19 protein-coding genes are annotated in these 21,138 nt (G+C 74.1%); 11 read left to right on the top strand and 8 right to left on the bottom strand.

Features of this window, described 5'->3' with window-relative positions:
* Window positions 1-35 precede the first annotated feature (35 nt).
* The 5 genes from AC0B9F_RS34515 (at window position 36) to AC0B9F_RS34495 (ending at window position 4,645) form a co-directional block, all read left to right on the top strand.
* Complete coding sequence (locus AC0B9F_RS34515; RefSeq protein ID WP_472009263.1) at window positions 36-1,337, top strand: MFS transporter; 1,302 nt, start codon at window positions 36-38, stop codon at window positions 1,335-1,337.
* A 119-nt stretch (window positions 1,338-1,456) separates the two neighbouring features.
* Window positions 1,457-2,293: a putative hydro-lyase gene (locus AC0B9F_RS34510; RefSeq protein WP_472009295.1), complete on the top strand. Its 837-nt coding sequence runs from the start codon at window positions 1,457-1,459 to the stop codon at window positions 2,291-2,293.
* Window positions 2,294-2,385: 92 nt separating this feature from the next.
* Window positions 2,386-3,144: a LamB/YcsF family protein gene (locus tag AC0B9F_RS34505; RefSeq protein ID WP_472009261.1), complete on the top strand. Its 759-nt coding sequence runs from the start codon at window positions 2,386-2,388 to the stop codon at window positions 3,142-3,144.
* Window positions 3,141-3,767 carry a 5-oxoprolinase subunit B family protein gene (locus AC0B9F_RS34500; protein ID WP_472009259.1) on the top strand — a complete coding sequence of 209 codons (627 nt, stop codon included), beginning with the start codon at window positions 3,141-3,143 and terminating at the stop codon, window positions 3,765-3,767. Before AC0B9F_RS34505 ends, AC0B9F_RS34500 begins: the two co-directional genes overlap by 4 nt.
* On the top strand, window positions 3,764-4,645 hold the full coding sequence (locus tag AC0B9F_RS34495; RefSeq protein WP_472009257.1) for a 5-oxoprolinase subunit C family protein: 882 nt from the start codon (window positions 3,764-3,766) through the stop codon (window positions 4,643-4,645). Before AC0B9F_RS34500 ends, AC0B9F_RS34495 begins: the two co-directional genes overlap by 4 nt.
* Window positions 4,646-5,199: 554 nt before the next feature.
* Here the strand turns inward: AC0B9F_RS34495 and AC0B9F_RS34490 are convergent.
* From AC0B9F_RS34490 to AC0B9F_RS34470, 5 genes are all read right to left on the bottom strand, one after another.
* Window positions 5,200-6,069, bottom strand: coding sequence for an SGNH/GDSL hydrolase family protein (locus AC0B9F_RS34490; RefSeq protein ID WP_472009256.1), 870 nt, complete (start codon window positions 6,067-6,069; stop codon window positions 5,200-5,202).
* Complete coding sequence (locus AC0B9F_RS34485; protein ID WP_472009255.1) at window positions 6,066-7,265, bottom strand: glycosyltransferase; 1,200 nt, start codon at window positions 7,263-7,265, stop codon at window positions 6,066-6,068. The genes AC0B9F_RS34490 and AC0B9F_RS34485 overlap by 4 nt, the downstream gene beginning before the upstream one ends.
* Window positions 7,262-8,389, bottom strand: a complete 1,128-nt coding sequence (locus AC0B9F_RS34480; protein ID WP_472009254.1) for a glycosyltransferase family 4 protein — start codon at window positions 8,387-8,389, stop codon at window positions 7,262-7,264. The genes AC0B9F_RS34485 and AC0B9F_RS34480 overlap by 4 nt, the downstream gene beginning before the upstream one ends.
* Window positions 8,390-8,693: 304 nt before the next feature.
* Window positions 8,694-10,112 carry a HEAT repeat domain-containing protein gene (locus tag AC0B9F_RS34475; protein WP_472009253.1) on the bottom strand — a complete coding sequence of 473 codons (1,419 nt, stop codon included), beginning with the start codon at window positions 10,110-10,112 and terminating at the stop codon, window positions 8,694-8,696.
* Between the two features lie 325 nt (window positions 10,113-10,437).
* A complete protein-coding gene (locus AC0B9F_RS34470) occupies window positions 10,438-10,830 on the bottom strand; it encodes an ankyrin repeat domain-containing protein (protein ID WP_363265110.1) in 393 nt (130 codons plus the stop codon).
* Between the two features lie 342 nt (window positions 10,831-11,172).
* Here AC0B9F_RS34470 and AC0B9F_RS34465 point away from each other — a divergent pair, with 342 nt between their 5' ends.
* Window positions 11,173-11,367 (top strand): hypothetical protein, encoded by a 195-nt coding sequence (locus AC0B9F_RS34465; RefSeq protein WP_123759446.1) that lies wholly within the window; start codon window positions 11,173-11,175, stop codon window positions 11,365-11,367.
* 40 nt (window positions 11,368-11,407) lie between these two features.
* Complete coding sequence (locus AC0B9F_RS34460) at window positions 11,408-13,003, top strand: P-loop NTPase family protein (protein ID WP_472009251.1); 1,596 nt, start codon at window positions 11,408-11,410, stop codon at window positions 13,001-13,003.
* Window positions 13,004-13,148: 145 nt separating this feature from the next.
* Here AC0B9F_RS34460 and AC0B9F_RS34455 read toward each other — a convergent pair whose 3' ends face one another.
* Entirely contained in the window at window positions 13,149-14,654 is a 1,506-nt protein-coding gene (locus AC0B9F_RS34455; protein WP_472009249.1) for an SCO1417 family PLP biosynthesis transcription factor, read from the bottom strand.
* 102 nt (window positions 14,655-14,756) lie between these two features.
* Here AC0B9F_RS34455 and yczE point away from each other — a divergent pair, with 102 nt between their 5' ends.
* From yczE to AC0B9F_RS34435, 4 genes are all read left to right on the top strand, one after another.
* Complete coding sequence (gene yczE / locus AC0B9F_RS34450) at window positions 14,757-15,413, top strand: membrane protein YczE (RefSeq protein WP_472009248.1); 657 nt, start codon at window positions 14,757-14,759, stop codon at window positions 15,411-15,413.
* The gene (locus AC0B9F_RS34445) at window positions 15,410-16,177 is read left to right on the top strand and encodes a glycerophosphodiester phosphodiesterase (protein ID WP_472009246.1); all 768 of its coding nucleotides are present in this window, start codon (window positions 15,410-15,412) and stop codon (window positions 16,175-16,177) included. The genes yczE and AC0B9F_RS34445 overlap by 4 nt, the downstream gene beginning before the upstream one ends.
* Window positions 16,178-16,235: 58 nt before the next feature.
* Window positions 16,236-17,582 (top strand): MFS transporter, encoded by a 1,347-nt coding sequence (locus tag AC0B9F_RS34440; protein ID WP_472009245.1) that lies wholly within the window; start codon window positions 16,236-16,238, stop codon window positions 17,580-17,582.
* 278 nt (window positions 17,583-17,860) lie between these two features.
* Window positions 17,861-18,235 carry an RNA polymerase-binding protein RbpA gene (locus AC0B9F_RS34435; protein WP_010357981.1) on the top strand — a complete coding sequence of 125 codons (375 nt, stop codon included), beginning with the start codon at window positions 17,861-17,863 and terminating at the stop codon, window positions 18,233-18,235.
* Between the two features lie 850 nt (window positions 18,236-19,085).
* On the opposite strand, the gene fxsA is transcribed toward AC0B9F_RS34435, so the two are convergent.
* Window positions 19,086-19,652, bottom strand: a complete 567-nt coding sequence (gene fxsA, locus AC0B9F_RS34430; RefSeq protein WP_472009244.1) for an FxsA family membrane protein — start codon at window positions 19,650-19,652, stop codon at window positions 19,086-19,088.
* Between the two features lie 46 nt (window positions 19,653-19,698).
* Entirely contained in the window at window positions 19,699-20,622 is a 924-nt protein-coding gene (locus tag AC0B9F_RS34425; RefSeq protein ID WP_472009243.1) for a polyprenol monophosphomannose synthase, read from the bottom strand.
* Window positions 20,623-21,138: the final 516 nt, after the last annotated feature.

The following is a 21,138-nucleotide window of genomic DNA, read 5'->3' as shown; positions in this document are numbered from 1 at the left end:
CTGACGCTTCCCCGTCCCCCCTCTGCGAGGTGTCCATGAGCACGACCCCTCCACCGCAGGCCGCCGCTGCCGACACCCACTCCGCCGCACCGGAACCCGGCTCCGCCGACGGCACGTTCGGCTGGCTGCGCGCCCTCGGCCCGAGCGGCCGGCGCGCCTTCGCGGGCGCGTTCGGCGGTTACGCGCTCGACTCCTACGACTACTTCACGCTCCCGCTGAGCATGGTCGCGCTGGCCGCGTACTTCGGCCTGGACAGCGGCCAGACCGGCCTGTTCACCACGGTCACCCTCGTCGTCTCCGCGGTCGGCGGCGCCCTCGCGGGCGTGCTCGCGGACCGGGTGGGCCGGGTGCGGGCCCTGCTGCTCACCGTGATCACCTACGCGGTCTTCACGGTCGCCTGCGGCTTCGCGCCCGACTTCGAGACGCTGATCGTCTTCCGGGCGCTGCAAGGCCTCGGCTTCGGCGGCGAGTGGGCGGTCGGCGCCGTCCTGGTCGCCGAGTACGCGAGCGCCCGGCACCGCGGCCGCACGCTCGGCGCCGTGCAGAGCGCTTGGGCGGCCGGCTGGGCGCTGGCCGTGATCGTGTACACGCTGGTGTTCTCCTTCGTCGACGACGCTCTCGCCTGGCGGGTGATGTTCTGGACCGGCGCGCTGCCCGCCCTGCTCGTGCTCTGGGTACGGCGCCGGGTGCACGACGCGCCCCAGGCCACCGCCGCCCGTGAACGCAGCGCCCACAAGGGCTCCTTCGCGGCCATCTTCAAGCCGGGCCTGCTGCGCACCACCGTCTTCGCGGGCCTGTTGTCGACCGGCGTCCAGGGCGGCTACTACACGCTCGCCACCTGGGTGCCGACGTATCTGAAGTCCGAGCGCGGCCTGTCCGTCGTCGGCACCGGCGGCTATCTCGCCTTCCTGATCTCCGGCGCGTTCATCGGCTACCTCACCGGCGGTCATCTGACGGACCGGCTGGGCCGCCGGCGCAACATCTGGCTGTTCGCCCTGCTGTCGGCACTGTGCATCGCGGTCTACGCGAACATCCCGAGCGGCGCCAACGCCGCGCTGCTGGTGCTCGGTTTCCCGCTCGGGTTCTGCATGTCGGCCATCTTCAGCGGCTTCGGGTCGTATCTGAGCGAGCTGTATCCGACGGCCGTGCGCGGCACCGGCCAGGGCTTCACGTACAACACCGGCCGCGCCGTGGGCGCCGTCTTCCCGACCACGGTGGGCTTCCTGGCGGACAGCTGGGGCGTGGGCGGCGCGCTGGTCTTCGGCGCGATCGGCTACGGGCTGGCCGCCGTCGCCCTGCTGGGGCTGCCGGAGACGCGCGGGAAGGAGCTGGTGTGAGCCGTACGGACGACAACTCAGCCCTCCTCGTCGGCGATGACGACGACCGGTCCCTCACCCACAAGGACCGGCCGCTCACCCACGACGAACGGCCCCTCACCCACGAGGACCGGCGGCTCATCCACGCCGAACGTCCCCTCCCCCTCGACGACCGGCCGGTCACCCTCGTCGACCCGCACGCGCACGCGTGGAGCCCGGCGGCCGCACGCGCCCGTTTCCGCGACGGGCTCTCCGGCCCGACCGCCGGTGTCGCCGCCGGCCACACCCAGGTGAACCTCATCTCGGTCCCGGCCGACTGGGCGTACGAGACACTGCTGTTCTGCACCCGCAATCCCAAGCCCTGCCCGGTCCTCGACGTCACCGACGCGGGCTCCTGGACGACCGCGCTCGCCGACGGAGCCGACCTGCGCACCGATCTGCCGCGCTACCGGGTGTGGGAGGACGGCCGGCTGGTGGACGAGCCGGCCGATGTGCGGGCGTACTGGCGCGACGACCTGGTGTCGTTCCTCATCGGGTGCAGCTTCACCTTCGAGTGGGCGCTGACCGCAGCCGGTGTGCCGCTGCGCCACATCGAGCAGGGCCGCAACGTGCCGATGTACACGACGAATCGGCAGTGCCTTCCGGCTGGGCGGCTGCACGGCCCGCTGGTGGTGTCGATGCGCCCGGTGCCGCCGGAGCACCTTTCGGCGGCGATCCGGGAGAGCGCACTGCTGCCGGCCGTACACGGCAGCCCCGTACACTGCGGCGATCCGTCGGCGCTCGGCATCGACGACCTCGGCCGCCCCGACTTCGGCGATCCGGTTCGCCTGGAACCGGACGACATCCCGGTGTTCTGGGCCTGCGGCGTGACCCCGCAGGCCGCGGTGACGGCCTCCCGGCCGCCGTTCGCCCTCACCCACGCGCCGGGACAGATGTTCCTCACCGACGCCCGCGACGAGCAGTACCGCGTGGCCTGAGCATCCGGGAAGAATCCATGACCGCTCCATCCACGACCTCGCAATCCACGACCCCGCAACCCATGACGCCGCAATCCATGACCCCGCAATCCATGACCCCGATCGACCTGAACGCCGACCTCGGTGAGGGCTTCGGCCGCTGGGAGCTGACCGACGACGAACGGCTGCTGTCGGTCGTGACCAGCGCCAACGTGGCCTGCGGCTTCCACGCCGGGGACCCGGCCACCATGCGCCGGGTGTGTGAGCTGGCGGCCGAACGCGGGGTGCGGGTCGGCGCGCAGGTCTCCTACCGGGACCTGGCCGGTTTCGGGCGGCGCGCGATGGACGTGCCGCCCGCCGAACTGGCCGCCGAGGTGGCGTACCAGATCGGCGCCCTGGAGGTGTTCGCGCGGGCGGCCGGCACGCGCGTGGCCTACGTCAAGCCGCACGGCGCGCTGTACAACCGGGTGGTGGGCGACGAGGAGCAGGCGCAGGCGGTCGTCGACGGGGTGCTCCTCGCCGACGCCGGGCTGCCGGTGCTGGGACTGCCCGGCTCGCGGCTGCTGGAGAGGGCGGAGAAGGCCGGACTGCCCGTCGTCACCGAGGCGTTCGCGGACCGCGCCTACGCCGACGAGGCCACCCTGGTGCCACGCGGCCGGGACGGCGCCGTGATCACCGACCCGGAGACGGTGGTGGAGCGGTCGGTGAGCCTCGCCCGCTCCGGGACGGTCGCCGCGCACTCCGGGGCGCGGATCGCGGTACGCGCGCGTTCCCTGTGCCTGCACGGCGACACGCCGGGCGCGGTGGAGCTGGCCCGCCGGGTGCGCCGGCGCCTGGAGGAGGCCGGTGTGCGGGTGGAGGCGTTCGCGTGAGGACGCTGCCCGTGGGCGACCACGCCCTGCTGATCGAGCTGACCTCCGGTCAGGAGGCCGAGGCCCTGCACGCCGAGCTGGTGCGCCGGCGCGCCGAGGGACTGCTCACCGCGCGGGAGATCGTCCCGGCGGCGCGCACGGTCCTGCTCGACGGGCTGCCCGACCCGCACCGCGTGGCCGGCGAGCTGGCCCGCGCCGAGATCCCGCCCGCGCCCGCACACGCGCGTGAGGTCGTCGAGATACCGGTCCGCTACGACGGCCCGGACCTGACGGAGGTGGCGGCGCGCTGGGGGGTCGGCGCGGTGGAGGCGGCGCGGATCCACGCGGCGGCCGAGTTCCGGGTGGCGTTCTGCGGGTTCGCCCCGGGGTTCGGCTACCTCACGGGCCTGCCGGCGCGCTACGACGTGCCACGCCGGGACACTCCGCGCACGGCCGTGCCGGCCGGTTCCGTGGCGCTGGCCGGGCCGTACACCGGGATCTACCCGCGCTCCTCCCCCGGCGGCTGGCAGCTGATCGGCACGACCGACGCCGTCCTGTGGGACCCCACGCGCGTGCCGGCCGCGCTGCTCGCGCCGGGCACGCGCGTGCGGTTCGTGCCCGTGGACGGGACGGGTGCCGTATGACGGACCGTGCGTTCGCCGTCGTACGGGCCGGGGCGCTGACGACCGTGCAGGACCGGGGGCGGCCCGGGCACGCGCATCTCGGGGTGCCCCGTTCCGGGGCGCTCGACGCGCCCGCCGCAGGACTGGTCAACCGGCTGGTCGGCAACGTGCCGGAGGCGGCCGTCCTGGAGACGACGCTGACCGGCTGCGCCCTGCGGCCGCGCTGCGCGGTCACCGTGGCGGTCGGCGGCGCGCCCTGCCGGGTCACCGTGGACGGGCGGCCGGCCGCCTGGGGAGCGCCGGTGCGGGTGCCCGCCGGGGCGCTGCTGGACGTCGGCCCCGCGGTGCGCGGCGTGCGCAGTTATGTGGCGGTCCGCGGTGGCGTCGCCGTCGACCCGGTCCTGGGCAGCCGCTCCACCGACCTGCTCTCGGGGCTCGGCCCCGCGCCGCTCGCAGACGGCGCGGTGCTTCGCCTCGGGCCGGAGACGGACCCGGCCACGGCACCGTACGCGCGCGTGGACGTCGCTCCGCAGCCCTGTCCGCCGGACGAACTGGTGCTGCGGATCACCCTGGGCCCGCGTGACGACTGGTTCACACGGGAGGCGGTGCGCGTCTTCACCACGCGCGCGTACCGGGTGTCCGCCGCGAGCAACCGCATCGGTCTGCGCACCGAGGGGCCGTCCCTGGAACGCGCGCGGCCAGGTGAACTGGCCAGTGAGGGCATGGTGCTGGGGGCCGTGCAGGTGCCGCCCGACGGACGCCCGGTGGTCTTCCTCGCCGACCATCCGACCACCGGTGGCTATCCGGTGATCGGCGTGGTCCGCGCCGCGGACCTCCCGGCCGCGGCACAGGCGGTGCCGGGTACACCGGTGCGGTTCGTGGCGGTACGCCGCCGGTAGGGCATCGCCGCGAAGGGCTCCGGACTGCTGCCGGCAGGGCGTCGCTTCGGCCGGCTCCGGACTCCCGGCGGCAGGAGGTCACTCCGGCCGACTCCGAACTCCCGGCGGCAGGACGTCACTTCGGCAGGACTCCCGACTCCCGTCGGTAGCGCGTCGCTCCCGCCGACTCCGAACTCCCCTCAACCAGGCATCACCTCGGCCGCGGGCGAACTCCGTGTGGGCGGGCGACCGGTTCCGTGTACAACGTCGGCTTCCTGGTCGACGGCGAAGTCTTCCACCCGGGCGACGCGCTCACGCGTGGTCAACGCGCCGACCCTCCTGCTGCCCGGTCAGGCGCCGTGGCTGACCGTGCCCGACCTGATCCGCTACCTGCGCCGCATGGCGCCCCGCCATGCCTACGCGGTGCACGACGGGTTGCTGAAGGACTGGGGCCTGAAAGGCCTGGACGACGTGCTCGCCATGGCGGCCGGCCGGGCGGGCGGGCCGCGAGTACCGGCGGCTCCGCCCCGGGGAGAGCGTCGGCCTCTCATAGGGACGTGGCGGACCGGCGCGGGCTACGCCGCCTCCCCCATCTCCCCCACCGTGACCGCCGCCAGGGCCGCAGAGACCGCCGCCGCCGTGCGACGGTCGAGGCGGGCGCTGGTGCCCCGGGCCCGGTGGCGCAGTTCGTCGGCGGCGAGGGCGAGCAGTTGGGGCAGCAGGTCGGTACAGCGGCGGGCCACCCAGCCGGTGCCGGCGGTGGCCAGCCACCACAGGCTCGCCGTCCGCGTGGGGGCGGGGAGTTCCGGCTCGGGCGAGGGCGCGGGACCGCTCGCCAGGCCCGCCTCGGCCAGCAGGGCGTGGCAGCGGACGGCGAGTTGCCGGTGCCCGCGTTCGCCGGGGTGCAGACGGTCAGCGCTCCACATCGCGCGGTCCGTGATCCACTCCCCGGAGTCGGCGTGCAGGTGCAGCGTGCCGTATCGCTCGGACAGGGCGTGCACGACGGCGTTGACGGCGCGCTGCCGCCGGGACAGCGGCCGGGCGAGGGTGCCGGGGAGGCCCAGCATGGCGCCGGGGTCGGGCAGGCAGGCGGTGAGCACCGTCGCGCCCTGCCGGCTGAGGGCGCCGTACACGGTGTCGAGGCGGGCGGCCACCTCGTGGAGGTCGAAGGTGCGGCGCAGGGTGTCGTTGACGCCGATCACGACCGACACCAGGTCGGGGCGCAGCGTGAGTGCGGCCGGCAGCTGTTTCTCCAGCACGTCACGCGTCTGCGCGCCGCTGACCGCGAGGTTGGTGAAGTCCACGGGCGACGCGGCCAGGGACGGGGCAAGCAGCGCGGCCCAGCCGCGCCACCCGCCCCCGACCGGGTCGCCCACGCCCCCGACCGGGTCGCCCACGCCCTCGGTCAGCGAGTCGCCGAGGGCCGCGAACCGCACGGCTCTCATGCCACGCCCTCCGGCACGGTGGGCCGCGGCGCGAGGGGCACGTCGTGCGCGGCGAGGAACGCGTCCACGGCCTGCTGCCAGCCGAAGCACTCCGCACGCGCGCGTGCCGCAGCCCGCCGGTCCCGCTCGGGCCGCGCCAGCAGCAGCTCCACGGCGTCCGCGAAGGCCTCGCCGTGGTCGGCCGCGGTGGCGCCCGCCGATCCGACGACCTCGGGAAGCGCCGAGGTCCTGCTGACAGCCACGGGCGTGCCGCAGGCCAGTGCCTCCAGGGCGGCCAGACCGAACGTCTCCGCGGGTCCGGGCGCCAGGCACACGTCGGCGGACGCCTGGAGGACGCCCAGGTCCCGGCGGTCGGCGACGTGCCCGAGGAAGTCGACGGGCAACTGCCTCTCCCGGGCCCGCTGTTCGAGGCGGGCGCGCAGCGGGCCGTCCCCGGCCACCACGAGCACTGCCCGCCGGCCGCGTCGGAGCAGCGTCTCCAGGGCGTCCAGGGCGGTGCCGGGACGTTTCTCCGCGGACAGCCGCGAGCACATCAGCAGCAGCGTCTCGTCCGCACGCGCGTGTACCGCCCGCACGCCCGCGTCCCGCAACGCCGGGTGCCGCTCGGCCAGATCGACGCCGAGCGGCGCGCGGACGACGTTCCTGGCGCCGATCCGTACGAACTCGCGCTCGGCGAACTCCGTCGTGCACACCACGCGCGCGTACGTGTGCGCGGTGCGGACGTTGAGCGCGTCGGCGGCACGCCGGGCGGCGCCCTCGGGCAGGCCCCAGGTGCGCAGCACGCCGTCGGCGGATTCGTGGGAGACCATCACGGCCGGCACCCGCGCGCGGCGCGCCCACCGGCCGGTCCACCGCAGCGTCGTGCGGTCGGACACCTCCAGACGGTCGGGGGCCAGCTCCGTCAGGAGCCGGGCCACACGCCGCTTGTCGGTGAGGACGCGGTAGCCGCCGGTGCCGGGCAGTACGGGTCCCGGCACGGTGATGACCCGCCCCTGCTCGGTCTCCTCGTCGCTCTCGCCGTCGCCGGGGACGACCAGGACGGGGTCGTGTCCGGCGGCCCGGTAGCCCTTGCCGAGCTCGCGCAGGGCGGTGCGCAGACCGCCGGAGGCGGGCGTCACGAAGTTCGCGAGCCGGACGATCCGCAGTCCACCCATGCCGCCACCGGGCGTCGCGTCGCCGCTCTCGATCCCGGTCATGCCGCCACCACCGGCCTGCGCGCGGCGAGCACGTCGGCGTAGTGCCCGATCAACTGGTCCCCTACGGCCGCCCAGGTGCGGCCCTCGACCATGGCCCGCCCGGCGGCGCCGAAGGCCGAGCGCAGGGCCGCGTCGGCGGCCAGGACCCGCACGCCCTCCCGTACGGCGGTGGCGTCGCCGGCCGGGAAGAGCAGCCCGGTGTGGCCGTGGGCGACCAGGTCCAGCGGGCCGCCGGCGGCGGGCGCGAGCACCGGCACACCGCTGGCCATGGCCTCCTGCACGGTCTGACAGAACGTCTCGAAGGGACCCGTATGGGCGAAGACGTCGAGGGAGGCGAAGATCCGGGCGAGGTCGTCGCCGGTGCGGCGGCCCAGGAAGACGGCGCCGGGCAGCGCCGCCTGCAGGCCGGGGCGGCTGGGTCCGTCGCCTACGACGACCACCCGCACCCCGCCCAGGCCGCACACCCCGGCGAGGAGCTCGACCTGCTTCTCGGGGGCGAGCCGGCCGACGTAACCGACGATCACCTCACCGTCGGGGGCGAGTTCGCGGCGCAGCGCCTCGTCCCGGCGGTCGGGGCGGAAGCGGGCGGTGTCCACCCCGCGCGGCCACAGCCGCAGACGCGGCACACCGTGCTCGTCCAGGTCGCGCAGGGCGGCGGTGGACGGGGCGAGGGTGAGGTCGGCCGTGGCGTGCACGGAGCGGATGCGCCGCCAGGCGGCGGCCTCGCCGGCGCCCATGTAGGTGCGGGCGTATCCCGGCAGGTCGGTCTGGTACACGGCGACGGACGGGATGCCGAGCCGGGTGGCGGCGGCCATGCCGCGCGCGCCGAGGACGAAGGGGCTGGCCAGGTGGACCAGGTCGGCGCGGTGCTCGATGAGCGTCGCGGTCAGGCGCCGGCTGGGGAGGGCGACGCGGACCTGGGGGTAGCCGGGGAGCGGGAGGGAGGGGACGTGGACGACGGGGCAGGGGGCGGACGCGTCGGGCTTGTTCCCCGGCGCGGGGGCCGGCGCCACGACGAGCGGGGCGTGACCGCGGTCGACGAGATGCCGGGCGGTCTGGAGCGCGCAGTGGGCCACGCCGTTCACGTCGGGGGGAAAGGATTCGGTCACGATGACGACACGCATAGGGGTGTTGTCGCCGCGCCGGACGTGGCCGCGTCAACGTGGATCTTTCCGGCCGAGGAACGTCCCGTGAGCGTTGCGCTCCGCACCCGGGCAGGTCGGAGACCGGCCACGCCCTCCTGACGTACGGGTCACCCGGCGTTCACACGACGGGCCGCGGCGCCCCTGCGCCTCGCCCGCCACGCGGCGGGGTCCGCCGGCGCCGGACAGCGGCACGCGGCAGGGACACACGGCGGGCCGACAGCGGCGCGCGGCAGTGTCACCAGGCGCGCGCACCACCCGTCCCCGCCCGGGCCCCGTCCCCGGCTCACACCGCCGACGCGTCCGGCCCGATCCGGCTGCGTACCGCCGTCTGGACCTCGTCCTCCTCCGCCGGGTCGGCGGCCAGCCGGCGCAGTCGCTCGACCACGCGCGTGTCGCCGGTCTCGGCGTGCCGCGCGGCGATCTCGCGGGTGGTCTCCTCGCAGTCCCACAGGCACTCGACGGCGAAGCCGATGGCGAAGGAGGGGTCGGTGGCGGCCAGCGCGCGGGCGCAGCGGCCGCGCAGATGGGAGGAGGCGGTCTCGCGGTAGACGTGCCGCAGGACGGGTGCGGCGCAGGCGATGCCGAGGCGTCCGGCGCCGTCGACGAGGGTCCACAGGGTGGGCGCGTCGCAGCCCTCGCCGCGTACGGCCTCCCGCAGGGCGCCGAGGACGAGGTCGCTGTCCTGGGCGCCGCCCCGGCAGGCGAGGACGCGTCCGGCGGCGGCGCCGAGCGCGTCGGGGCGGCGGGCCCAGCCGCGGGCGCGGTCGACGGCGGCGACACCGCGCATGCGTTCGAAGGCGTCGACGGCGGCCTCGACGACCGGCGCGGTGCCGCCCACGGCGGCGGCTTCGATCAGGTCGAGAGCGTGGGGGTCGTTGCTGTCGGCGAGGTAGCGCAGGGCGGTGCACCGGGCTCCCTCGGTGCCGTCCAGCGCGGCCCGCACGATCTCGGGCCGGTCCTCGGGGCCCGCGACGGCGGCGAGGCAGCGGGCGGCGGGGACATGGAGGGCGGCGCCGCGTTCGACGCCCTGCTGGGCCCATTCGAGGACCGCGGCGACGCTCCACCCGGGCCGGGGACCGGTCGGCCGCATCTGCCGCTGCCAGCGGTCGAAACAGCCGGCCTCGTGGGCGGCACGCACGCGTGCCGCGATGTCGGCGCGCGGGTCCTTCGCCCACAGCCGCCACGGCCGCGGTTCGAAGGCGTCGCGCACGACGGCGGCCAGCGCGGCCTCGCCCTCGGCGTCGGTGGTGAAGCGGGCGAGGACGGGTACGGCGAGGGTGCGCAGCCCTGCGTCGTCGTCGCGCAGGGCGAGTTCGTCGAGCGCCCAGGCCCAGTTGGAGCCGGTGGCGGCGTAGCGTCGCAGCAGCTCGAGGGCGTCGCGCCGGCCGTAGGAGGCGAGGTGGCCGAGCACGGCCAGGGCGAGTCCGGTGCGGGACTCGTCGGTGTCGAAGGCGTCCTCGACGTCGAAGAGGTGGGCCTCGATCTCGTCCAGCTCACCGGCCAGGTCGAGGAAGAGACGGGCGTAGTACAGGGAGCGGTTCTCCAGCTGCCAGTCGTGGCGGGGGTCGCGCAGCACGCAGTGGTTCAGTGCCGCGAGCGCCTCGGCGCGGGGGGCGGTGAGCGCGTGGAGTGTGCCGTCGCCGCGGCCCCGCTGGAGCAGGCCGAGCAGCGTACCGCTGGGCGCTATGACCGGATCGAACATGGGAAACAGCCTCACATCAAGCGTCGACACAACCGGGGACGTGCATTACCTGGCCGCGTGACGACACGTCGGGGCGCCCGCCGTTTCCTGCTTGCTGTAGACCATTTCTCTCTGCCTCTCGTCGGTGGCCCCATGCGGGCCGCGTCACGGCCCGCGCGGTGCGGCGTCACCTGCCCGGCCATCGCGTCCGTGAATCCCGACGTCATGATGACCCGGCGGTTCCGCCCACCGCGACCGAAATTTCCGGCGGCCTGCTACCGCCTCCCCCGTGGTCGGTGTCCTATCTGGTCAAAATCCTTGTTGCCGCTGGTCGGAGCGGGTGTGTTCAGGCCGCGCCGAACAGTTCGAGCAGTTCGGCCTTGCCGAACATGCGCGCCGTGTCGACGGCCGACGGGGTCCCCGCGGCCGGATCGGCGCCGCCCTCCAGGAGGGCCCTGATGACGGCTTCCTCGCCCTTGAAGACGGCCCCGGCGAGCGGGGTCTGACCCCGGTCGTTGGCGCGGTCGGCCTCGGCGCCGCGGGTCAGCAGCGCACGGACGGTGTCGGCGTGGCCGTGGTAGGCGGCGAGCATCACCAGGGTGTCGCCGCGGTCGTTGGTGAGGTTGGCCGGTACGCCCGCGTCGACATAGGCCACGAGCGGCTCCGTCTGCCCCTGCCGGGCCAGATCGAAGATCTTGGTCGCCAGCTCCACGACCTCGGGGTCGGGGGCTTCAGTCATCGGCCGGACCGCCTCTCACTGCGTTGTTGGGGACTGCTGGTGTTGCCGGGGCGCTGCCGCCGCGGACGCGCGGAGCAGCGTACGGCCGTGAGCGGTGCGGCCGTACGAGTGAATCGCCAGGGTACTGGCTCGTCGGTCGCCTGTCGGGCGCCGTGAGCGGCAAAGATCGCGGACAGGCTGGTTCAACGCCAATTCTCCTGCTCGGACAGCGCAGCCGACGCTCCACCAAGTGGGGGAAATCGTGGGGATTTCCTCCATTTGCACCTTTAATCGTATAGATACATCCTGTGAGCCTGGAAGTACTCATGGTGACTGTCCCCACCGAACACCAGGAGAGCTCAAATGATCCTGTCCATCTCAGGCGTCGTCCTGCTCGGCATCGTCGTGTTCATCTTCTTCCGCAAGGACGGCCTCAAGGCGTCACACGCGCTGATCTCGGCGCTGTTCGGCTTCTACCTGGCCAGCACGGCGATCGCGCCGAGCATCAAGGCCGGCGGCGAGAGCCTGGCGAGTCTTCTCGGCGGCATCAGGTTCTGAGGCCGCACCCCCCGACCGTACGCACCACAAGGAGGCAGCAGTGGCCCGGCGCCCCCTCCCCCGCATCCTGAGCACAGGCAGCGCGCAGATCGCCCGGAGCCGGGAGCTGGCCCGGACGGCGGCGGACAGCGCCACCGACGTCCTCCATCCGCTGATCACGATCACCCGCGGTCTGCGCCGGCTGGCCTCGGCCGGGCGGCGCAGGTGGGCCGAGACCCCGAAGGACAAGCGCGGCCAGCTGCTGTTCATGGTGGCCGCGGTGATCCTGGCCGTGGTCCTGGTGCCGTACGGCCTGCTGCTCGCCGTCATCACCCTGATGGCGGCGGCAGCCTGGCAGGGCCGTGACCGCACGCCCCCGGAGCCCGAGGGCCCGGACGAGTCGCAGTCGCAACGGCTGAAGGCGCTGTACGAGGCCCTGGTGCCGTACTTCTCCACCGCCGAGGACCCGGCGCCGCTGTACGCGCACGGCGGCGAGTGGGAGAAGGCCTTCCCCGCGCACGAGTTCGACGGCTCGGGCCGGATCGCGCACCTCCAGATCCGCTACCCGGCGTACTTCCCGGACGGCCGGGCCGAGGCACGCGCGCGTGTCGAGCAACTGCTCACCGCCAAGTCGGGCCGCGGCCGCGAGTACCACTTCGCATGGGACGAGGAGGGCAACGAGCTGACGGTGAGCGTGCTGGCCCCGCTGCCCACCGACATCGCCGCGCAGCGATTCGTCACCACCCCCGGCGAGACGGTCCTCGGCTTCACGGACTCCCTCCAGGTCCAGCGGACCCTGCCGCTCTCCTTCGGCGACGAGCAGCGCGACATGCCGCCCGTCGTCTGGCGCACCGGCATCCGCTCCACCGAGCCGCACCTGCTGGTCCTGGGCCAGCCCGGCAGCGGCACCTCCACCCTGCTGCGCTCGATCACACTCCAGGCCCTGCCCTACGGCGACGTCCTGATCGTCGACGGCGGCAGCACCGGCGAGTACGCCTGCCTGACCGGCCGGGACGGCGTCCTGGCCGTCGAGTGCGGGCTGAGCGGGGCGCTGGCCAGCCTGGAGTGGGCGGCCACCGAGACCGAACGCCGGCTGATCGCCGCCAACCGGGCCCGCCAGGAGGGCCACCCGCCGCCGGACGACACCCGGCGCCCGCTGTGGATCCTGCTCGACCGGCCGACCGCGTTCGCGCCGCTGGCCGCCGCCGACGGCCGCAAGGACCCGCAGGCCCTGCTCCAGGTACCGCTGCGGCACGGCCGCGCGGCGAACGTCACCGTCGTGATCGCCGAGCAGTTCGACAGCCTGGACGCGCTCACCGATCCGGTACGGCAGCACACACGCGCGCGTGTCGCCCTGGGCCCGGCGACGCCGGCCCAGCTGGAGGACGTCCTGGGCGCACCGCCCTGCACCACTCCCCTCGCCCACGTCCCGCCCGGCCGCGGCTACGCCCGCCTGGGCAGCGGCGCGGTGCACCGGCTGCAGGTGCCGGCGACCCCCGACCCGTACGACGACGCGACCACGGACGCGCACCGGCAGGCGGTCCTGGACCTGCTGCCGCCGCGCACGACCCCCGCGGACGGCGAGAAGGTTCCCATGGACAAGGACGACCCGGAGGAGCCGCTCACCACGGAGGCCGCGGTGGTGGAACAGGCCTAGGCCCGGTCCGTACGCCTGCCGGAGGCGCCGCACGCCACGCACGCGTGCGGCGCCTCCGGCGTGAGGGAGGAGACCCCGGACCCCTCCGCCACGGCAAGGGGACCGCAGGCCGCGTACGCCCCCCATCCGGGAAGAACCGGCCGGCTCACGCCACGAACGTGCGCGGCGCCTCCGCGCCCCCCGCCCCGCCGCTGGCCACCAGCCGCGCGGCGGCCGCCAGCCGTGCCGCCGCCTCCTCGGCGAGCGCGCCGCCGACGGTGAACGGCAGACGGACGAAGCCCTCGAAGGCCCCGTCGACGCCGAAACGCGGTCCTGACGGCACCCGGACGCCGACGCGCTCGCCCGCCTCGGCGAGCCGCGACCCGGACAGTCCCCCGGCGCGCACCCACAGCGTGAGCCCGCCGCGGGGCACCTCGAACTCCCAGTCGGGCAGCTCCCGCCGCACCGCGGCGACCAGGGCGTCCCGGTTCTCCCGGGCCTGGGCGCGCCGCAGCCTTACGGCCTCCTCCCAGCCGCCGGTGCTGAACAGCCAGTTCACCGCCAGCTGCTCCAGCACGGGGGTGCCCAGGTCGGCGTACGCGCGTGCGGCGACCAGGGAGCGGATCACGTCGGGGGCGGCGCGCACCCAGCCGATGCGCATCCCCGCCCAGAAGGCCTTGCTGGCCGAGCCGACGGTGATGACGGTCGAGCCGGCGGGATCGAAGCCGCACACCGGCCGCGGCATGGCGCCCTCCAGGCCGTCCTCCAGCCACAGCTCGGTCATCGTCTCGTCGGCCACCAGCACGGTCCCCGCCGAGCGGGCCGCCTCCACCAGCCGCCGCCGCTGCTCCTCGTCGGCGAGCGCCCCGGTGGGGTTGTGGAAGTCGGCGACGACGTAGGCCACGCGGGGCGCGGCGTCGCGCAGCACCTGCCGCCAGCGGTCCAGGTCCCAGCCGGACAGCCCCTCGGCCATCGCGACCGGCACCAGCCGGGCGCCCGCCTCCCGCATCAGCTGGAGGATGTTGGCGTACGACGGGGACTCCACGGCGATGCGCTCGCCGCGCCCGCCGAAAAGATGGCAGATCGCGTCGATGGCGCCCATCGCACCGGTCGTCACCATGATCTGCTCGGGCATGGTCGGGATGCCGCGCGCGGTGTACCGCTCGGCGATCATGGCGCGCAGCGCCGGCAGCCCGGCCGGGTAGTCGCCGTGTGTGTGCGCGTACGGCGCCAGCTCCTCCAGGGCGCCCTGCACGGCACGGGTCAGCCACGGTTCGGGCGCGGGCAGCGCGGCGCAGCCGAGGTCGATCATCGAGCCGAGCGCCTCGGGCGGCAGCGGCTCCAGACCACGGGCGGGAAGCGGGTTGCCGGCCGGGACGGCGGTCCAGGAGCCGGCGCCGCGCCGGGACTCCAGGAAGCCCTCGGTGCGCAGCGCCTCGTAGGCCGCCGCCACCGTCGTACGGCTGACGGACAGGGCGAGGGCCAGCTCGCGTTCGGCGGGCAGGCGGGCGGCCACCGGGACGCGCCCCTCCAGGACCAGCAGGCGGATGCCGTCGGCGAGCGCGCGGTAGGCGGGGGGCCGGCGGGTGCCGGGGCCCGCCGGGCGGTCCTGCTGCGACTTGAGCAGCCGGGCGAGCTGCGTCGCACCCACCGCAGAGGTCCACTGCGCCACCTCGATCAGTCCACCTTCCCCGAATTGGCCATGGAGAGCGTGTGCTTCCACGCCACAGGGTGTCATGCAGCAGGCCACTACCACCACCCTGGGGGACCCGACATGCCGACGCCACCGCGCCACCTGCCCCGGCGGCTGATCCAGCTCTACGTCGGACTGGTCCTCTACGGCGCCAGCTCCGCGCTGCTCGTGCGTGCGGGCCTGGGCCTGGAACCGTGGGGCGTGCTCCACCAGGGCCTCGCCGAGCTGACCGGGCTGAGCATGGGCATGGTCTCGATCGTCGTGGGCGCGGCGGTGCTGCTGCTGTGGATCCCGCTGCGCCAGCGCCCGGGCCTCGGCACCGTCTCCAACGTCTTCGTCATCGGCCTCGCCATGGACGGCACGCTCGCGGCCGTCCCCACGGCGCACGCCCTGGCCGTCCGCGTTCCGCTGCTGGCCGCCGCGATCGCGCTGAACGGCGTCGCGACCGGTCTGTACATCGCCGCCCGCTTCGGACCGGGCCCGCGCGACGGGCTGATGACCGGGCTGCACCGGCGCACGGGCCGCTCGATCCGCCTGACGCGCACGGTGGTGGAGGTGGCGGTCGTGGTCACCGGATTCGCGCTGGGCGGTACGGTCGGCGCCGGCACCCTGCTGTACGCGGTGTCCATCGGTCCGCTCGCCCAGTTCTTCCTGCGCGTCTTCGCCGTTCCGCGGGCACCGCAGGGCAGCACGGTCGTTGCCACGGGGTCACCCGTTCGGGCGATACTGCGTCCGTGACGACGTCCATACGCCACCCGTACCTCGACCATCCGGGCCCGCTGGCCTTCGCGCACCGCGGCGGCGCGGCCGACGGCCTGGAGAACACCCTGGCGCAGTTCCGGCGGGCCGTGGAGGCCGGCTACCGGTACATCGAGACCGATGTGCACGCCACCAAGGACGGCCGGCTCGTCGCCTTCCACGACGCCACGCTGGACCGGATGACGGACGGCGCCGGCCGGATCGCCGACCTGCCGTGGACACAGGTGCGGCAGGCACGCGTGCGGGGCAGCGAGCCGGTGCCGCTCTTCGAGGAGTTGCTGGAGGCCTTCCCCCGGGTGCGGTGGAACGTCGATGTGAAGTCCGAGGCGGCGCTGCACCCGTTCCTGAAGATGATCGGCCGGACCAACGCCTGGGACCGGATCTGCTTGGGATCGTTCTCCGAGGCACGCGTGGTGCGCGCCCAGCGCCTGGCGGGCCCGAAGCTCGCCACCTCCTACGGCACCCGGGGCGTGCTCAACCTGCGGCTGCGCTCCTGGGGTGTGCCGGCCGCACTGCGCCGCTCGGCGGTGGCCGCGCAGGTGCCGGAGGTGCAGTCGGGGATCCAGGTGGTGGACCGGCGCTTCGTCCGCTTCGCCCACGCGCACAGGCTGCAGGTGCACGTGTGGACGGTCAACGAACCCGAGCGCATGCACCGGCTCCTGGACCTGGGGGTCGATGGCATCATGACCGATCACATCGACACACTGCGCAAGGTCATGGAGGAACGCGGCGTCTGGGTCTGACCGACCGGCGCCCGCCCGGGCGGCGCGCGGCACCTTAGCGGGGAAGCGAGGGGCGCGGGTGGACATCGGCACCGTGCGCAGGGCGGGGGCGGACGACGCCGCGGACCGCAGGCGCGAACAGCGCGGCTGGTACTTCTACGACTGGGCCTGCTCCGTCTACTCGACGAGCGTGCTCACCGTGTTCCTCGGCCCCTACCTGACCTCGGTCGCGAAGTCGGCCGCCGACGCGGACGGATACGTCCATCCGCTGGGCGTCCCGGTCCGGGCCGGCTCCTTCTTCGCCTACGCGGTGTCCCTGTCGGTGATCGTGGCGGTCCTGGTGATGCCGCTGGTCGGAGCCGCCGCGGACCGCACCGGCCGCAAGAAGCCGCTGCTGGCCGCGGCCGCCTATGTGGGGGCCGCGGCGACGACGGGGATGTTCTTCCTCTCCGGCGACCGCTATCTGCTCGGCGGCGTGCTGCTGATCGTGGCGAACGCGGCCCAGTCGGTCGGGACGATGCTGTACAACTCCTACCTGCCGCAGATCGCCGGGCCCGAGGAACGCGACGCGGTCTCCTCCCGGGGATGGGCCTTCGGGTACGCGGCCGGCTCCCTGGTACTGATCGCCAACCTGGTCCTCTACTCCGCCCACGACAGCTTCGGCGTCTCCCGGACGATGGCCGTGCGGATCTGTCTGGCCTCGGCCGGCCTGTGGTGGGGCGCGTTCACGCTGATCCCGCTCGCGCGGCTGCGCGACCGCCGCTCGGCGCAGCGCGAGGCCGCCCTGCCGGGGATGCGGCAGCTCGCGGCGACGGTCCGCGACATGCGCCGCCACCCACTGACCGTGGCCTTCCTGCTCGCCTACCTCGTCTACAACGACGGCATCCAGACGGTGATCTCCCAGGCGTCGGTGTACGGCTCGGAGGAACTGGGCCTCGGCCAGTCCACGCTGATCACCGCCGTACTGCTGGTGCAGGTGCTGGCGGTCGCGGGCGCGCTGGCGATGGGCCGGCTGGCCCGCACCCACGGAGCGAAACGGACGATCCTCGGCTCGCTGATCGCCTGGACGGTCACCCTCGGCGCGGGGTACTTCCTGCCCGCGAAGGCGCCGGTGTTCTTCTTCGTGCTGGCGGCCGGGATCGGTCTGGTCCTCGGCGGCAGCCAGGCGCTGTCCCGCTCGCTGTTCTCCCACCTGGTGCCGCCGGGCAAGGAGGCCGAGTACTTCTCGGCGTACGAGCTGAGCGACCGCGGAATGAGCTGGCTGGGCCCCCTGCTGTTCGGCGTCACCTACCAGCTGACCGGCAGCTACCGGTCCGCGATCATCTCGCTCGTGGCGTTCTTCGCGATCGGTTTCGTGCTGCTCGCGCGGGTGCCGGTGCGGCGGGCGATCAGCGACGCGGGCAATCCCGTTCCCGAGAAGATTTAGCACTCGGGGTGAAAGGGCGGTAGTGTACGCGTTTGGCCTGCCAGGCGTACCGTTACTGCGCGTCAAAGGCGACGAGGCGCTAGGTGACATCTCCGATCAGGCGTGACAAACCGGGCGTCGGTGGGTACTGCACTGGTTGACAAGGCTGCGGCACGACGGCGACGCATGACCCGGAACGGGACATCGGGACGGGAATCTTTACCGCCGACCGGACGTTGACCGGATGACGACGACAGCGACACCTGTCCTGTGGGCGACAAGCCCGGGAGGCACGATTCATGAGTGAGCGAGCTCTTCGCGGCACGCGCCTCGTGGTGACCAGCTACGAGACGGACCGCGGCATCGACCTGGCCCCGCGCCAGGCCGTGGAGTACGCATGCGAGAAGGGGCATCGATTCGAGATGCCCTTCTCGGTCGAGGCGGAGATCCCGCCGGAGTGGGAGTGCAAGGTCTGTGGAGCCCAGGCACTCCTCGTGGATGGCGACGGCCCTGAGGAGAAGAAGGCCAAGCCCGCGCGTACGCATTGGGACATGCTGATGGAGCGGCGGACCCGAGAGGAACTCGAAGAGGTCCTCGAGGAGCGGCTCGCCGTTCTGCGTTCCGGTGCGATGAACCTCGCGGTTCATCCCCGGGACAGCCGCAAGTCCGCGTAGTCCCTGCGGGGCTCAGCCGGAACACAGCGCGCGTTACTGACCGCGGGCGCCGTACGTCTCGACGTACGGCGCCCGCGGTCTTTTTGTGTGCGGGGGCGCCGGCCTGCGTCTGCGTGTACTTGCGCGAGAGCGCGGGGCGTCTTGCGCGGACGCGCGGTGCGACTTGCGCGGGGGCGCGCGGCGGGTCCGCGCCAGGGTGCGGGGCGCGGGGCCCTCTTGCGCCAAGGCGCGGTCAGCTTTGTGGGACGGCACAACGTTAAGGGCGCGGTCCGCCAGGCACGGAAGCTGCGCCTGCCGGAGCGCAAGGCGCCCTGCCGCCAGGGGCGAAGGCCGGCCGTCGTACCCAAGGCGCGCCCGCCGGGCGTAAGGCAGTGACCGTCGTACGGCGCGGCGCGTGCGTCGCCAGGGGCGAAGGGCGGCCGTCGTACCCAAGGCGCGCCTGCCAGGCGCAAGGCACTGGCCGTCGTACGGCAAGACGCGCCTGTCGGGGCGTGACACTGGCCGTGACGCGAAAGGGCCGTCGAGCGGCAAAGGCGCCTGCCGGCGCGCAACGCGGCAAAGGACGCCTGCCGGGGCGCAACGCACCGGTCACCGTGCGAAAGGCCGGAGACCGACGTACGGCGCGGCGCGCCTGCCGGGGCGTGAAGCGCTGGCCGCGAGGAGCGGACCTCGGGGCTCTCGGGCGGCGCGGGCCAGCGGCTCCGGGGCCAGGGCTTTCCGGGACTCCGGGGCGCCGGGCTCTCCGGGACTCCAGGTCTCCGGGCTCCAGCGCTCCGGGACTCCGCGTCTCCGGGACTCTGGGACTCCAGGTCTCCGGGGCCCCGGGACTCCAGGTCTCCGGGGCTCCAGGTCAGCGGGTCAGTGGGGGGCGGTGGTTCTGGGGGGTGTCGTTCGGCTCGTCGTGGTGGATGACCTCGCCCTGGACGACCTTGCCGTCGGGGCGGCGGATGCGGGCCTGCTGGAAGACGTCGCCGAAGCCGCCCGTGCCGGCCGCCCGCAGCGTGCGGTCCACCGTGCGCTCGGCGTAGCGGCTGACGGCCTTCTGGATCGGCGGGACCAGCAGGAGCAGGCCCACCGCGTCCGAGAGCAGCCCCGGGATCATCAGCAGCAGGCCCGCCAGCATCAGGAAGCCGTTGCCGCCGCGGCGCGACGGGGAGCCACCCCGCTGCAGCGCCTCGTTGAGGTTCTGGAAGGCCCGCCGCCCCGCCCGCTTCACCACCGCCGCACCGGCCACGACGCCGGCGAGCAGCAGCAGGAAGACCACGAACCCGCTCGACGCGCCGGCGACGACGGTCAGCAGCCAGATCTCCAGCACCAGCCACGCGGCGACCCCCAGCGGCAGCACGGTGCGCAGCCGCGAGCGACGGGTCGGGCCGGAGGGGCGGGAGGAGGAAGGGGTCGGAGAGCCAGTCGTCATATGTCCAGTGTGCCTGGCTCCGGCTCAGCTCCGGATAAGCGCCTGATCAGGCGGTCCCGCCGGCCGACGGGCCGCCCGGCTCACCCGGTTCACCGGCCGAGGGCTTGGCCGGTTCACCCGCCGAGGGCTTGGCCGGCTCGCCCGCCGCCGGCCTGGCCGGCTCGGCCGCCGCCGGCCTGGCCGGCTTCGCCTTACCCGTCAGTTTCTCCACGCGCTCCCCCACGCCCCACGCGGTGACCCGCCACAGCGCCTCGACGAGGATGTCGCGGCTCATCTTGGAGTCGCCCAGCTCCCGCTCGACGAAGGTGATGGGCACCTCGACGACGTGATAGCCGGCCTTGATCGCGCGGCGCGCCAGGTCGACCTGGAAGCAGTAGCCCTGGGAGGCGACCTCGTCCAGGCCCAGGCCCTCCAGGGTCTCGCGGCGGAAGGCGCGGTACCCGCCGGTGATGTCCCGCAGCGGCAGGTCGAGCGCGAGCCGCGAGTACAGGCTGCCGCCGCGGGAGATGATCTCGCGGGACTTCGGCCAGTTGACCACGCGGCCGCCCGGCACCCAGCGCGAGCCGAGGACCAGGTCGGCGCCCTTGAGCGCGGTGAGCAGGCGGGGCAGTTCCTCGGGCTGGTGCGAGCCGTCGGCGTCCATCTCGACCAGCACGCCGTAGCCGTGCTCCAGCCCCCAGCGGAAGCCCGCCAGGTAGGCCGCGCCGAGGCCTTCCTTGCCCTTGCGGTGCAGCACGCGCACGTGGTCGTCCCCGGCGGCCAGCTCGTCCGCCAGCTTGCCGGTGCCGTCCGGGCTGTTGTCGTCGGCCACGAGAACGTGCGCCTCGGGAACCGCCTGCCGCACTCGGCCGACGATGCTCTTGATGTTCTCCGCCTCGTTGTAGGTCGGAATGATCACCAAGGCCGTGCCGAGCGGACCGAACTTCCTCCCCTGGGCCTTGGCCTCGAAAGTCCCGTCGCCGTCGTTCACTGCTGCCCCTTCATCTCCGTACGCAGAGGTCCACCATAGTGGCCGCGGCCTGCGATGACGTGACAGGACGTTCGTATGGTGGTGTCCAAAGAGGAAACTCGGGGTAGGGCTGACGGTTTTGGGGCCGTTCGCACGCGCGCGTGCGGCGGATGGGGGCCCGGCGCCCTTCGGGCCGGCCTCGGACCCGCCGGCTGCGGATCGACCGAGAGCCGTTGTCTACTGAGCGCCCGGGCCCCACCCGGGTCACACCTCCCCGGCGCGGCCAAAACGTTCCCTCGCCGGCGCCGCGCTGAGCCTGGCTCCCAGTGGCGCTGCTCCCGATTCCGGGTGCACCGTCCCTGACCCAGCGGCGCTGCGGCGACTGCGTGAACGTTTCCCGCACCGGGCGTCCGGTGGTGGACTCCGCCGAACCTACCGGCCCCGGGGCGCCGCCTGTCAACAGCCGTTCGACCTGCGGTGACGGCGTCAACGCGCAGGTCAGCCCACGGGAGAGCGGCGGCCGGGCGGCGGCCCCGG

It is taken from the genome of Streptomyces sp. NPDC097129 (assembly GCF_055668065.1).
The sequence above is the reverse complement of the archived record's forward strand: the minus strand, read 5'-3'. Positions and strand labels throughout refer to the sequence as shown.

Excerpts from the sequence above, each read along its gene's own strand:
- AC0B9F_RS34515 (WP_472009263.1), top strand. The coding sequence starts at position 36 with ATGAGCACGACCCCTCCACCGCAGGCCGCCGCTGCCGACACCCACTCC.
- AC0B9F_RS34485 (WP_472009255.1), bottom strand. The coding sequence starts at position 7,265 with ATGACCGGGATCGAGAGCGGCGACGCGACGCCCGGTGGCGGCATGGGT.
- yczE (WP_472009248.1), top strand. The coding sequence starts at position 14,757 with ATGCCGACGCCACCGCGCCACCTGCCCCGGCGGCTGATCCAGCTCTAC.
- AC0B9F_RS34490 (WP_472009256.1), bottom strand. The coding sequence starts at position 6,069 with ATGAGAGCCGTGCGGTTCGCGGCCCTCGGCGACTCGCTGACCGAGGGC.
- AC0B9F_RS34495 (WP_472009257.1), top strand. The coding sequence starts at position 3,764 with ATGACGGACCGTGCGTTCGCCGTCGTACGGGCCGGGGCGCTGACGACC.
- AC0B9F_RS34465 (WP_123759446.1), top strand. The coding sequence starts at position 11,173 with ATGATCCTGTCCATCTCAGGCGTCGTCCTGCTCGGCATCGTCGTGTTC.
- AC0B9F_RS34505 (WP_472009261.1), top strand. The coding sequence starts at position 2,386 with ATGACCCCGATCGACCTGAACGCCGACCTCGGTGAGGGCTTCGGCCGC.
- AC0B9F_RS34480 (WP_472009254.1), bottom strand. The coding sequence starts at position 8,389 with ATGCGTGTCGTCATCGTGACCGAATCCTTTCCCCCCGACGTGAACGGC.
- AC0B9F_RS34470 (WP_363265110.1), bottom strand. The coding sequence starts at position 10,830 with ATGACTGAAGCCCCCGACCCCGAGGTCGTGGAGCTGGCGACCAAGATC.
- fxsA (WP_472009244.1), bottom strand. The coding sequence starts at position 19,652 with ATGACGACTGGCTCTCCGACCCCTTCCTCCTCCCGCCCCTCCGGCCCG.
- AC0B9F_RS34475 (WP_472009253.1), bottom strand. The coding sequence starts at position 10,112 with ATGTTCGATCCGGTCATAGCGCCCAGCGGTACGCTGCTCGGCCTGCTC.
- AC0B9F_RS34435 (WP_010357981.1), top strand. The coding sequence starts at position 17,861 with ATGAGTGAGCGAGCTCTTCGCGGCACGCGCCTCGTGGTGACCAGCTAC.